The 13,639-nt window shown below is 64.1% G+C and carries 7 protein-coding genes; 5 read left to right on the top strand and 2 right to left on the bottom strand.

Annotated features, from left to right (window positions below):
• Positions 1-133: 133 nt before the first annotated feature.
• From ACZ0BA_RS05210 to ACZ0BA_RS05200, 3 genes are read left to right on the top strand one after another with little or no spacing between them, the layout of a single operon-like run.
• Entirely contained in the window at positions 134-2,065 is a 1,932-nt protein-coding gene (locus ACZ0BA_RS05210; protein ID WP_463450270.1) for a putative bifunctional diguanylate cyclase/phosphodiesterase, read from the top strand.
• A complete protein-coding gene (locus ACZ0BA_RS05205; protein ID WP_463450269.1) occupies positions 2,058-6,974 on the top strand; it encodes a hybrid sensor histidine kinase/response regulator in 4,917 nt (1,638 codons plus the stop codon). Before ACZ0BA_RS05210 ends, ACZ0BA_RS05205 begins: the two co-directional genes overlap by 8 nt.
• A gap of 8 nt (positions 6,975-6,982) precedes the next feature.
• Positions 6,983-7,831, top strand: coding sequence for a CheR family methyltransferase (locus tag ACZ0BA_RS05200; protein WP_463450268.1), 849 nt, complete (start codon positions 6,983-6,985; stop codon positions 7,829-7,831).
• Positions 7,832-7,868: 37 nt separating this feature from the next.
• On the opposite strand, the gene ACZ0BA_RS05195 is transcribed toward ACZ0BA_RS05200, so the two are convergent.
• Positions 7,869-8,570, bottom strand: coding sequence for a glutathione S-transferase family protein (locus ACZ0BA_RS05195; RefSeq protein ID WP_463450267.1), 702 nt, complete (start codon positions 8,568-8,570; stop codon positions 7,869-7,871).
• Between the two features lie 494 nt (positions 8,571-9,064).
• Between ACZ0BA_RS05195 and ACZ0BA_RS05190 the strand changes: the two genes are divergently transcribed.
• Positions 9,065-9,790 carry a YceI family protein gene (locus tag ACZ0BA_RS05190; RefSeq protein ID WP_463450266.1) on the top strand — a complete coding sequence of 242 codons (726 nt, stop codon included), beginning with the start codon at positions 9,065-9,067 and terminating at the stop codon, positions 9,788-9,790.
• A 126-nt stretch (positions 9,791-9,916) separates the two neighbouring features.
• Here the strand turns inward: ACZ0BA_RS05190 and ACZ0BA_RS05185 are convergent, their stop codons facing one another.
• Entirely contained in the window at positions 9,917-10,552 is a 636-nt protein-coding gene (locus tag ACZ0BA_RS05185; protein WP_463450265.1) for a LysE family translocator, read from the bottom strand.
• 169 nt (positions 10,553-10,721) lie between these two features.
• Here ACZ0BA_RS05185 and ACZ0BA_RS05180 point away from each other — a divergent pair, with 169 nt between their 5' ends.
• Positions 10,722-13,634 carry a hybrid sensor histidine kinase/response regulator gene (locus ACZ0BA_RS05180; RefSeq protein ID WP_463450264.1) on the top strand — a complete coding sequence of 971 codons (2,913 nt, stop codon included), beginning with the start codon at positions 10,722-10,724 and terminating at the stop codon, positions 13,632-13,634.
• Positions 13,635-13,639: the final 5 nt, after the last annotated feature.

Genomic DNA, 13,639 nt, shown 5'->3' with positions numbered 1-13,639 from the left:
AAATCGCTACAATAACTGAAACTGCCATGTTGCGGCAGTGCACAATATTGCTTGACTCCATGACGCACAGGAGTATCTTTTCCTTTCCAGACGTCATCCACCGGACCGTAACCTGACTACCATACAGCCCGCCGTGCAGATTCCGAAAGTTCTTCTCGTCAACGACGATCCGGCAAGCTTGTACGCGCTGGAAAGCTTGCTCGCCAACGCGGTCGATCAGCAGCTGTACGAGCTGATGACCGCCGGCTCGGGCAAGGAGGCGCTGCGCCATGTTCTGCTGCATGAATTCGCTGTCATTTTGCTCGACGTCAGCATGCCCGGCATGGACGGTTTCGAGACGGCGGAGGCGATCCACTCGCACCCGCGCTCGGCGGGCGTGCCGATCATCTTCATCACCGCCCACTACGCCGACGAAATGAACCGGCTGCGCGCCTACCAGGCCGGCGCCGCCGACTATTTGTTCACGCCGGTGATCCCGCAAATCCTGCAGGCCAAGGTCGCGGTGTTTGTGGAAATGGCGGTCAAGAACATGGAGTTGCAAAGCAAGTCCGAGGAACTGGTACGCCTGAACCAGGATTTGCGGGTACAGCGGATGCACGACCTGCAGCGCATCAACGGCGAACTGGAACTGGAGATCAAAGAGCGCAAGGTGGCCGAGCAGCGCGCGCACGACCTCTCAACGCGCGACGTGCTGACCAATCTGGTCAACCGCCGCGCGCTGATCCAGCATCTGGAACACGCCGTCGCCGTCTCCGACCGCAACGGCATCGGCTTCGCGCTGCTGTTCCTGGACCTGGATAAATTCAAGCAGATCAACGACAACTACGGCCATGAAGCCGGCGACGAGCTGCTGCGCCAGGTGTCGGCGCGGTTGTCGGCGGCGGTGCGCGTGGCCGACATCGTCGCGCGCCTGGGCGGCGACGAATTCGTCGTGCTGATCGAAGGCCGCGCCGCCTCGGCCAACGCCGCCCGCGTGGCGCGCAAGATCGAGATGGCCTGCGCCCTGCCCTTCGAGATCGACGGCCACCGCCTCAAAACGGCGGCCAGCATCGGCATCGCCCTGTATCCGCAGGACGGCGCCGACGCCCAGCTGCTGATGAAGCATGCCGACACCGCGATGTACCACGCCAAGCAAAATCCGGCCGCGCCGGTGCAGTTCTTCCATGAGGGGCTGAATGTGCGCGAGCGCGAACGGACCCAATGGACGGCGGAGCTGCGCCAGGCCATGGCCGGCGGCGAGTTGGAACTGCGCTACCAGCCGCAGGTCGACATCCGCAGCGGCCGCACCGTCGCCGCCGAGGCGCGGCTGTACTGGCATCATCCGCTGCGCGGCGTGCTGGAAGCGGCGCAATTCCTGCCGCACGTGCAGGACCGCGTGCTGCTGGACCGGATCGATGTCTGGGTCATAGCGCAGGCCTGTTCGCAGTCGGCGCTGTGGCAGCGGGCAGTGCCTGCGGACGACGGCCGGACTGCGGGGCCGTTGTGCATCTGGATCAACCTCGCCACGCCCCAGCTACATGGCGAATTGCTGCAAGTGCTGCTGCCGGCGATGCGCATGCACGGCCTGGCGCCGGGCAGCATCGGCGTCGAACTCAATGAAAAACTGCTGCAAGGCGCCGCCGGCCCGTTGGAGCAGGTGCTGGCGCAGCTGCAGGAGGCCGGCGTGCGCGGCGCGCTGGACGATTTCGGCAGCGCGCGCTCGTCGCTGGCCGCCTGCAAGCGCTGGCAGCTCGACGTCCTGAAGATCGATCCGGTGTTCATCCACGCCATCGGCAACGAACAAGGCGGCACCGACATCGTCGCCGCCGTGATCCACCTCGCGCGCGCCCTGTCCATGCGCGTCGTGGCGCTGGGCGTGGACCAGCGCCAGCAACTTGAAGTACTGCGCGAACTGCGCTGCGACAGCTGCCAGGGCGAGCTTTTTGCGCCGCCGCAGCCGGCCGCCGACGTGCTGCGGCACGTCGCGCCGGGTGCGCCCTTCCCGGTTACAACCCTGGAACCCCTCTCAATCCTTCCATCCACCACCAAATCCCTCCTGAACAACGAGGATCAAGCCGATGAATAACATGACCGACCTGGGCGAACAACTGGACCTGAAGATCCTGCTGGCGACGCTGATGGCCCTGAAAAAAGGCGACTTCTCCGCCCGCATGCCCTCCGACTGGACCGGCATGTCCGGCAAGATCGCCGACACACTGAACGACATTATCGAGACCAAGGAAAAAATGGTCCACGTCGTGACGGACGTCAGCCGCGTGGTAGGCCGCGAAGGCCGGCTGACGCAGCGCGCGCAAGTGCCCAACATGGCCGGCGGCTGGGCCACCATCATCAGCGCGGTCAACGCGCTGATCGACGATCTGGTGCGCCCGACCACCGAAATGGCGCGCGTCATCGGCGCCGTCGCCAAGGGCGACCTGTCGCAGACCATGGCGCTGGAGGTCGACGGCCATCCGCTCAAGGGCCAGTATCTGCGCGCGGCGACCACCGCCAACACCATGGTGGAACAGCTGTCGTCGTTCTCCTCCGAGGTCACGCGGGTGGCGCGCGAGGTCGGCACCGAAGGTAAGCTGGGAGGACAGGCCCAGGTCAAAGGCGTGGCCGGCACCTGGAAGGACTTGACCGACTCGGTCAACTCGATGGCGGGTAACCTGACGTCGCAGGTGCGTAACATCGCCGAGGTGACCACCGCCGTGGCCAACGGCGACTTGTCCAAAAAGATCACGGTCGACGTCCGCGGCGAGATTTTGCAACTGAAGGACACCATCAACGTCATGGTGGACCAGCTGCGCTCCTTCGCGTCGGAGGTCACGCGCGTGGCGCGCGAGGTCGGCACCGAGGGTAAGCTGGGCGGCCAGGCCTACGTGCCGGGTGTCGGCGGCACCTGGAAGGACTTGACCGACAACGTCAACTTCATGGCGTCGAACCTGACGGGCCAGGTGCGTAACATCGCTGCGGTGACGACGGCGGTGGCCAACGGCGACTTGTCGAAAAAGATCACGGTGGACGTCAAGGGCGAGATTCTCGAACTGAAAAACACCATCAACGTTATGGTGGACCAATTATCGTCGTTCGCGTCGGAAGTCACGCGCGTGGCGCGCGAGGTCGGCACCGAGGGTAAGCTGGGCGGCCAGGCGCAGGTGAAAGGCGTGGCCGGCACGTGGAAGGACTTGACCGACTCGGTCAACTCGATGGCGGGTAACCTGACGGGCCAGGTGCGTAACATCGCCGACGTGACCACCGCCGTGGCCAACGGCGACTTGTCCAAAAAGATCACGGTCGACGTCAAGGGCGAGATCCTGGAACTGAAGAACACCATCAACGTCATGGTCGACCAGTTGAACTCCTTCGCATCCGAGGTGACCCGGGTGGCGCGCGAGGTCGGCACCGAGGGTAAGCTGGGCGGCCAGGCCAACGTTCCCGGCGTCGCCGGTACGTGGAAGGATTTGACCGACGGCGTGAACTCGATGGCGGGTAACCTTACGGGACAGGTGCGTAACATCGCCGACGTGACCACCGCCGTCGCCAACGGCGATCTGTCGAAAAAGATCACGGTGGACGTCAAGGGCGAGATCCTGGAACTAAAAAACACCATCAACGTGATGGTGGACCAACTGTCCTCGTTCGCGTCCGAGGTGACCCGCGTCGCGCGCGAGGTCGGCACCGAGGGTAAGCTGGGCGGCCAGGCCTATGTGCCGGGCGTCGGCGGCACCTGGAAGGACTTGACCGACAACGTCAACTTCATGGCGTCGAACCTGACGGGCCAGGTGCGTAACATCGCGGCGGTGACCACCGCCGTGGCGCGCGGCGACCTGTCGAAAAAGATCACGGTGGACGTCAAGGGCGAGATCCTGGAGCTGAAGGACACCATCAACGTCATGGTGGACCAATTGTCGTCGTTCGCGTCGGAAGTGACGCGGGTGGCGCGCGAGGTCGGCACCGAGGGTAAGCTGGGCGGCCAGGCCAACGTGTCCGGCGTGGCCGGCACGTGGAAGGACTTGACCGAGAACGTCAACCAGCTGGCGGCGAACCTGACCAACCAGGTGCGCGCGATCGCCGAGGTGGCGACGGCGGTGACGCGCGGCGACTTGTCGCGCTCCATTCAGGTGGAGGCGCGCGGCGAGGTGTCCTACCTGAAGGACAACATCAACGAGATGATCCGCAACCTGAAGGATACGACGCTCAAAAACGCGCAGCAGGATTGGCTCAAGACCAATCTGGCGCGCTTCACCCGTCTGCTGCAGGGGCAGCGCGACTTGCAGGCCGTGACCAAACTGATTCTGTCCGAGCTGGCGCCACTGGTGTCGGCCCACCACGGCGTGTTCTATATGATGGACTCGCAGGAATCGGACGCGCGCCTGCGCATGATCGCCAGCTACGGCTACCGTTCCAGCCGCAAGCTGCCGACCTCCTTCCTGCCGGGCGAAGGCCTGGTCGGCCAGTGCGCGCTGGAGAAGGTGCGCATCTGGCTGACCGACGTGCCGCGCGATTACATCGTCGTTTCGTCCGGGCTGGGCGCCGCGCCGCCGACCAACATCGTCGTGCTGCCGATCCTGTTCGAGCAGCAGGTCAAGGCAGTCATCGAAATCGCCTCGCTGGACCGCTTCACCGAAACCCACCTGTCCTTCCTCGACCAGCTGATGGAATCGATCGGCGTGGTGCTCAACACCATCGAAGCGAACAGCCGCACCGAATCGCTGCTGACGCAATCGCAATCGCTGGCGCAGGAACTGCAACAGACCAACCAGGAGCTGGCCGAAAAAGCCCGCCTGCTGTCAGAGCAGAACATCGAGGTGGAACGCAAGAACCGCGAGGTGGAACAGGCCAAACTGGCGCTGGAGGAAAAAGCCACCCAGCTGGCGCTGTCGTCGAAATACAAATCCGAATTCCTGGCCAATATGTCGCACGAGCTGCGCACGCCATTGAATTCGCTGCTGATCCTGGCGCAGCAGCTGGGCGACAACCCGGACGGCAACCTGTCGGGCAAGCAGGTGGAATTCGCCAAGACCATCCACGGCTCCGGCTCCGACTTGCTCACGCTGATTAACGACATTCTCGACCTGTCGAAGATCGAGTCGGGCACGGTCACACTGGACGTCTCCGAATACCGCTTCCTGAACTTGCGCAACTACGTCGACCGCACCTTCCGCCACATGGCCGAGGCCAAGCACCTGGGCTTCTCGGTCGACCTGCGCGAAAACCTGCCGACGGCGATGATGACCGACACCACGCGCCTGCAGCAGGTGCTGAAAAACCTGCTGTCGAACGCGTTCAAGTTCACCACGCACGGCCAGGTCTCGCTGGTCATCAGCCTGGTCGACAGCGGCTTCTCCAACGACCACCCGAACCTGATCCACGCCGACGCGGTGCTGGCCTTTGCCGTCAGCGACACCGGCGTCGGCATCGCCTCCGACAAGCTGCAGCTGATCTTCGAGGCGTTCCAGCAGGCCGACGGTTCGACCGCGCGCAAATACGGCGGCACCGGCCTGGGGCTGTCGATTTCGCGCGAGCTGGCGCGCCTGCTGGGCGGTGAAATCCGCGTCGAATCGGTGGTCGGCAACGGCTCCACGTTCACGCTGTTCCTGCCTTACAACCGCGCCGGATTTATCAACTACGACATGGGCCGCCAGCCGCAGGTGCGCCTGCCGATGCCGGTCGCGCCGGCGCCGAATATCGTCTACTCGGCGCCGCACTACAGCGAACTGTCGATGCCGGAACATGATGCGGCTGCCGCCGCAGGCGGTGAGCTCGATGCCGATATCAGCGAATACAGCACCAGCGACGACCGCGGACTGGTGGCGCCGGGCGATCCGTCGGTGCTGATCATCGAGGACGACGAGCGCTTCGCCAAGATCGTGCTGGGCTTCGCGCGCGAGAAGAACTTCAAGGGCGTGGTGACCATGCAGGGCGACTCCGCCCTGAGCCTGGCGCGCGACTACCTGCCGTCGGCGATCCTGCTCGACCTGGACCTGCCGGACATCGACGGCTTCACGGTGCTCGACCGCCTCAAACGCGACCCGAGCACCCGCCACATCCCGGTGCATGTGATGTCCAGCCTGCGCGAACGCGAACGCGCGCTGCGCCTCGGCGCGATCTCCTACCTGAACAAACCGGTCAACAAGGCCGCGCTGCAGGAGGAATTTGCGCGGATACAGAAGTTTCTTTTGGGCGGCAAACGCAGCCTGCTGGTGGTGGACGACGAACCGGCGCAGCGCGACTCCATCGTCGCGCTGATCGGCGACGCCGACCTGCACATCGTCGCCGTCGATACTGGCAAGGCCGCGCTGGAAGCGCTGCGCGAACAACGCTTCGACTGCATGGTGCTCGACTTGACCTTGCCGGATATTTCCGGCTTCGACCTGCTCGACATCATCGGCAAGGACGAATCGCTGCGCGACCTGCCGATCGTCATCAACACTGCCAAGGATTTGAACCGCAAGGAAGTGGCCAAGCTCAAACGCTACGCCAAGACCATCGTCATCAAGGATGCGCGCTCGCCGGAACGCCTGCTCGACGAGACGGCGCTGTTCCTGCACCGCTCCCAGGCCAGCCTGCCGGAGGCGCAACGCCGCATGCTCGAGGAAATCCACGCGGCCGACGGCGGCCTGGCCGGCCGCAAAGTGCTGATCGTCGACGACGACCTGCGCAACATCTTCGCGCTATCGTCGCTGCTCGAGCGCCAGCAGATGCAAGTGTCGTTCGCCGAAAATGGCCGCGACGGCATCGAGGTGCTTGAAAAAGATCCGACCATCGAGATCGTCCTGATGGACATCATGATGCCGGAGATGGACGGCTACGACACCATGCGCGCGATCCGGCGCATTCCCAAGTTCAAATCGCTGCCGATCATCACCTTGACCGCCAAAGCGATGAAGGGCGACCGCGATAAATGTATCGCCGCCGGCGCCTCCGACTACATCACCAAGCCGGTGGATGTGGCGCAGTTGCTGTCGCTGATGCGGGTGTGGTTGCACTGATGGTCGACATGACGCTTTCGGCGCGGCGCCACTCGCCGTCGTCGGTCGAGGAGCTGGAACTGGAGTTGCTATTGGAAGCGCTGTTCCAGTGCCACGGCTACGACTATCGCGGCTATCAGCGCGACCCGGTGCGCGGCAAGGTGCGGCAGCTGATGGCCGAACTGTCGACAACCAGCATCTCCGCGCTGCAAGCGAAGGTGCTGCACGACCCGGCCGCCTGCAACGCCCTGCTCAAGGCGCTCTACGTCGAGCCGGCGCTGATGTTCGACGACACAACGGCGACCGCGCTGCTGCGCATGTCGCTGGGTGTCTGCCTGCACGGCGCCGCCTTGCCGCGCGTGTGGCTGGCCGATTGCGCCGGCGCCCAGCAAGCGTGGACCCTGGCCATCCTGCTTGAGCAGGAGCAGCTGGGCCCACGCACCGAAATCTACGCCACCGTCGCCAGCGACGCGCTGCTCGACGAAGCGCTGCAAGCGAGCCTGCCGATGGCGCGTTTGGCTGAGCTGCAGGGTAACTATATAAAGAGCGGCGGCGTTGGCCGGCTGATCGACTATTTCGACGTCAACGCCGAAGGCACGCGCGCCGTGCTGCTGCCGCATCTGCGCAGCCGCATCACGTGGGCGCAATACAATCTGGTGACCGACGCCTCGTTCAACGAGTTCCAGATGATCGTGGCCGACCGCGCGCTGCCGGACTTCGGCCCGCAGCTCCGGGAGCGCGTGTTGCGGCTGTTCGACGACAGCCTGGCCCAATCGGGCATGCTGGTGCTGGACCGCCCGTTCGACGAGCGCGAACCGCTGGCGGGCCAGTACAAACAGGTGTTCCCGCACCAGCCCTGGTACAAGCGGGTGGCGTAGCCGGATGCGGCTGCACCCGGCGGTGTAAAACTTCAGCTCACACGCCGCCGGTGCGCGACTGGCCCGTCTCCAGCATCTTGCGCGCCTCGACCGCCACTTGCTCCAGTTCTTCAGGCGTGGTGCGCTCCACGCGGGGCGGCAGGATCAAGCCGCGTTTGACGGCCGGGCGCTCGCGGATCGCCGCCAGCCAGCGCTGAAGATTCGGCAGATCGTCGACCGGGATGCCGGTCCAGTCATGAATATTCACCCACGCGAAATTGGCGATATCGGCGATCGAATAATCGCCGGCCAGGTATTCGTTGTTGGCCAGATGGCCATCGAGCACGCGGAACAGGCGTTTGCTCTCGCCCTGATAACGGTCGATCGCCGGCTGGATCTTCTCCGGGAAGTAGCGGTAAAAGACGTTCGCCTGCCCCATCATCGGGCCGACGCCGCCCATCTGGAACATCAGCCATTGCAGCACCTTCGAGCGGCCCTTGAAATCGGTCGGCATCAATTCGCCGGTCTTCTCGGCCAGGTAGATCAGGATGGCGCCCGATTCGAACACCGCGAAATTATCTTCCGAGCGGTCGATGATGGCCGGAATGCGGCCGTTGGGATTAATCGCCAGGAACCATGGCTGCTTTTGCTCGTTGGTCGACAGCTCCAGCGCATGCAGCGTATAGGTCAACTCCAGCTCTTCAAGCGCGATGGAGATTTTGTGGCCATTCGGCGTGGCGGCCGTGTACAGGTCGATCATTTGTCTCTGCCTTTGTTTGTCGTCTGTCTAAAGAGATAATAGCCCGATTCTAAAGATGGTGCAGACATCAACGATAGAAAATTTACAACACAAGAGATAAGCTGCTCGACAGCCAGGCGCAAAAAAAAACCAGCATCATCGCGAGATGAGACTGGTCGTAAAACGCTCGAAAGCGTGGGGATGGCCGGGTGTCCGGCGGCGATCGTGCCGCCTGAACGAAATCTGTGCCGGGCTGTAGGGGTCCGGCAACCGGGCGCTCGGCTTAACCGCGCGCTATGGGTAGTACTTTGCCAGCTATCGGCAAAGTCAGGCTTAGGACTTCATTAAGTTTGGATAGCCGAGCAAAACTTAGGTAGGATGGTGCCGGTGTTTCAGGCCACCGGCGAGCCTGCTGAGTCATGCTTTGTGAAATCCCGCACCTGCTTGGGTGCGGCGACCAACTGGAGCACGCTGGGATCAGCGAACGCATAATAATCTTACAATATGACGGCCAAATGACGCATACACCTCGCGCACCGAAGACTTTATCGACATGCGCTGCCCGCCGCTTGGCCGGCACTGCGCTGCTGGTCGCGCTGGCCGCCTGCTCACCAATGCGGACGCCCGGCGACACCGCCGGCGCGCCATCCGCCCCGTCACCGACGGTACCTGCCTCCCCGCCGAAGCCTCCGGCATCGGCCGCGGCCGACGTCCTGCACATCGACAGCGCCGGCTCGCTGATCGCCATCACGGTGCGGCGCGGCGGCGTGCTGGCGCGGCTGGGCCACGATCACGTGGTGGCCAGCCGCACGGTCACCGGCACGGTCGCCCCGGCGCAAAACCGCGCCGACTTCCGGTTCCGTCTGGACCAGCTGACGGTGGACGAACCGGAGTTGCGCCGCGTCGCCGGCCTGGAAAAGCAGCCGTCGGCCGACGCCATTGACGGCACGCGGACCAATATGCTGACCAAGGTGCTGGACGCCGAGCGCTATCCGGTGGTGACGGTGCAAGCCGAGCGTGGCGCGGCCGGCGAACCGCTGCGCGTGGCGATCACGCTGCACGGCGTCACGCGCAACTACGCGATCCCGGTCGAGCTGCGGGAGGATAACGGCGTCATGACGGTCAGCGGCACGGTCGATCTGAACCAGACCGATTTCGGCCTCGTCCCGTTTTCGGTGATGGGCGGCGCCATGGCCGTTCAAGACAAGATGGAGCTGCGCTTTACCCTGGTCGCCAAATAAAAAAAAGGCCCACAGCAAGGAGCGCGGGCCGAAGGGTTTCAAATCGGGAGAGACTTGAAAGAGCAAGGCCAGTATGGCAACGCCGCATGACGACATGATGACAACCGGACCCACGAACAGATTTTTTTACCGGGCGATGATCAGGCGCAGCCCGAGACCGACGAAAATCACGCCGGCCACCCGGTCCATCCACATGCCGGCGCCGGGATGGCGGTTGATCCACGCGCCCACCGCGCCCGAAAAATACCCCAGCAAACCGAACACCAGTACGCCCTGCGCCGTGAACAGTAAGCCCAGTTGCGCCGTCTGCCAGCTGGCGTCGCCGCGCTCGGCCACCACGAACTGCGGCAGGAACGACAGGAAAAACAGCACCACCTTCGGATTGATGGCGTTGGCGAATAGTCCCTTGGCGAACAGCTTACCCAGGCTTTCATCGGGCACGCCGCTTGCAGAACCCTGCACGCGCGCGCCGCCACGGCTGCGCAGCGCGCCGATGCCGAGCCAGATCAGATAAGCGCCACCGACCACCTTGAGCGCGCCGAAGGCCAGCGGCGATGCCTTGATCAGCGCGCTGACACCAAGCGCCGCCAGCACCGTGTGGCTGAGGCAGCCCAGCGCGCAACCGAGCCCGAACACCATGCCTTGCCGGCGCCCGCGCGACATGCCGACACTGAGCACCATCAGATTGTCCGGTCCCGGCGAAATGGTGATCAGCAGCGCGGCACTGAGAAAGCCGAAGAATTGTTCTGGAGTAATTAACACGCGTGTTGTCCCGACGCAAAAGCCACCATCATAACCGTCTGATATCTCAGCTGCAATATTGCCAACAACGTTGCCCGGCACCATGACCATTTTTTGTCTTATACATACATGTTCTCGTTTAAAATGGTCAAAACAATACGCTCCAGATCGGCAGCATTCCGGAATATCAATGAGTAAAGCAAGCAAGACGTACCACGCGCTGACAGCACCTGCCCGCCATGGCCGGCGCTACGCGTTGCTGTTTCTGCTGAGCTTGCTCTGTCTCTGGCCCATGACGCGCTGCATTGCTGCCACCGCCGTGGCCGCGCCGATAGCTCTGACCGCCGCTGTCGAAGGCAGCGGCATCGACCTGGCGAAGGCCGGTCGACTTTATGTGGACGAAGGCCAGCCCTACCCTGCCACGGCGGCCGGACTGCCGGCGCTGGTGGCCGGTCTCAAACCGGCCGGCGACGTCGATCTGCTCGGCGGCAGTTACTGGCTGGTGGCCGAATTGCGCAACGACAGCCATCAGTCGGCCTGGGTCATCGACCCGAACGACACGCTGATCGACATGGTCGACATCCAGATCTACGGCGAGGACGGCAGCGTGCGCCAGATGCTGACCGGCTACCGCCAGCCGCATTCCTATCTGCTGCACTACGGCAAGGACATCGATCTGCAGCCCGGCAAGCGCTACCACGTGCTGATCCGCTTCTCCAGCCCGTATTACGCGCGTACGCCGGTGTTCTCGGTACTGCCGCGCACCGCCTACCAGCAGCTGGTCGCGCGCGAAAACGTGCTGATCATCGGCTCCATCGGCGCGCTGCTCGCGCTGACCGTGTTCAACTTCTTCATCTATTCGATCACGCGCGACCGCTCGTCGCTGTACTACTCGCTGTACGTGCTGTGCTACGCGGTCGCCTGGGGCATGACGTTCCACCTGTCGGCCGACCTGTTCGACTGGCACAACCTGCACTGGCACTATGTGCCGTTCTTCCTGCTGCCGGTGCTCAGCACGCTGTTCTACACCACCTTCCTGCGCCTGAAGGAGTACGCGCCGCGCCTGTATAAACTGAGCCGCGTCAACATCGTGCTGCCGCTGCTGACCCTGCCAAGCTGCTTCCTGGCCCTGAGCTACGCCCACACCATCGCCACCATCGTCATCACGATCTGGATGACATTGGCGCTGACCAGCGGCATCGTAGTCTGGCGGCGCGGCTACCAGCCGGCGCGCTTCTTCGTGCTCGGCTTTGTCGCGCTGATGGTGCCCGGACTGCTGATCCTGCCGGCCAACGTCGGCCTGATTCCGGCGATGGTGACCAACGCCCAGCTGTTCACATTGCTTGGTGGCACGCTCGACGGCGTGTTGCTGGCGTTCGCGCTGGCCGACCAGATCCGCCTGCTGCGCAATACGCTGGAGCAGCGCGTGCAGGAGCGCACCGCACAGCTGACCGAGGCCAAGGAGCACGCCGAAGTGGTCAGCCGCCACCGCATCGATTTCCTGTCGGCGATGAGCCACGACATCCGCACCCCGCTGGCCGGCGTGATCGGCATGATCAAGTTCGCCATGCGCGACCAGTCGGTGCGCGGCCGGACCGAGGAATACCTGCGCATCGGCCTGCAAAACAGCGAATCGCTGCTGGCCATTCTCAACGACATCCTGGACTTTTCCAAGATCGACGCCGGCCGGCTGTCGATCGAGACGGTCGATTTCGACCTGATCGCGCTGATCGACGACGCCATCGGCATCCTGCAAGGCCAGGCCGACGCCAAGAGCCTGCTGCTGCGCAGCGACCTGGCGCTGGACCTGCCGCGCTACGTCAGCGGCGATCCGACCCGGCTGCGACAGATCCTGCTCAATTTGCTGGGCAACGCCATCAAGTTCACCGACCGCGGCGAAGTGCGGCTCGACGTCTCGGCGATGATGACCACCGAAGGCCACTCCACCGTCTGCTTCGACGTCACCGACACCGGCCCCGGCATCCCCGCCGATACGCTGCCGCGCCTGTTCCAGAAGTTCGAGCAGGCCGACCATTCGACCACGCGCCGCTACGGCGGCACCGGCCTCGGCCTGGCCATCTGCAAGGAACTGGTGGAGTTGATGGGCGGCTCGATCGCGGCCGAAAGCCGGGTCGGCGTCGGCTCCACCTTCAGCGTCACTTTGCCGCTGGCGCTGGGCGCGGAACCGGCGATCGATCCGTTCAGTCTGCCGCGCAAGGAGCATCACGCCTACCGTCTGCGCGTGCTGTGCGCCGAGGACGTACGCACCAACCAGATCATCGTCAGCACCTTGCTGGAGAACATGGGCCACGACATCCGCATCGTCGAAAACGGCCTGCAGGCGCTGCATGCGCTCAGCACTGCCGCCTACGATCTGGTGCTGATGGACGGTCGCATGCCGATGATGGACGGCGAGCAGGCCGCCCGCCTGATCCGTAGCGGCGGCAGCGAAGACTACCGCGTGCTCGATCCGGGCATCCCGATCATCGCCCTGACGGCCAACGCCAGCGACCACGACCGCGCTCGCTATCTCGCGGTCGGCATGGACGGCTTCCTCAGCAAGCCGGTCGACGAGCGCCTGTTGTACGATCAGATCGAGAAAATCATCGCGCTGCACCTGAGCCTGGGACGGCCGCTGCGCGCCACCGACACGACGCGCGTGACGGCCGCGCGCAACGAGGCGCTGGACCAGCAGTTCGGTGTGGACCCCGGCCCCGGCCCGACCGCCGGCGGCGCGCGGCCGGACAACCAGGCGGTGCAGATCATGCCGCTGGCCGGCATGTCGCACAAGCACATGCAGCGGCTCACGCAGGCATTCCTGGAGGAAGCGCCACGGCGCATGGAAACCGCGCGCGCGGCCGTCATCGCCGGCAACACCGGCGCGGCGGCGGCAGCCATCCATGCGCTGAAAGGCAGCGCCGGCTATCTGAGTTCGACGCACCTGCACACGCTGTGCAGCGAAATGGAATCGGCTGCGACCGCAGGCCAGCTGGTCGAGGTGGCCGACATGCTGCCGGACGTCGAGGCGGCGCTGGACAAGGCATGCTGCGACCTGCGCACCGCTGTCGACAACGCCAGGACGTCCGACGTCAGCGGTGCCTAGGCGTT

The organism is Duganella sp. AC917 (assembly GCF_979258245.1).
Note: the sequence above shows the minus strand (reverse complement) of the source record. Positions and strands in the feature narration are given on the sequence as shown.

What these genes read in the sequence shown, in the direction of transcription:
- ACZ0BA_RS05205 (WP_463450269.1), top strand. Translation starts at nt 2,058, where the DNA reads ATGAATAACATGACCGACCTGGGCGAACAACTGGACCTGAAGATCCTG.
- ACZ0BA_RS05200 (WP_463450268.1), top strand. Translation starts at nt 6,983, where the DNA reads ATGACGCTTTCGGCGCGGCGCCACTCGCCGTCGTCGGTCGAGGAGCTG.
- ACZ0BA_RS05195 (WP_463450267.1), bottom strand. Translation starts at nt 8,570, where the DNA reads ATGATCGACCTGTACACGGCCGCCACGCCGAATGGCCACAAAATCTCC.
- ACZ0BA_RS05190 (WP_463450266.1), top strand. Translation starts at nt 9,065, where the DNA reads ATGACGCATACACCTCGCGCACCGAAGACTTTATCGACATGCGCTGCC.
- ACZ0BA_RS05180 (WP_463450264.1), top strand. Translation starts at nt 10,722, where the DNA reads ATGAGTAAAGCAAGCAAGACGTACCACGCGCTGACAGCACCTGCCCGC.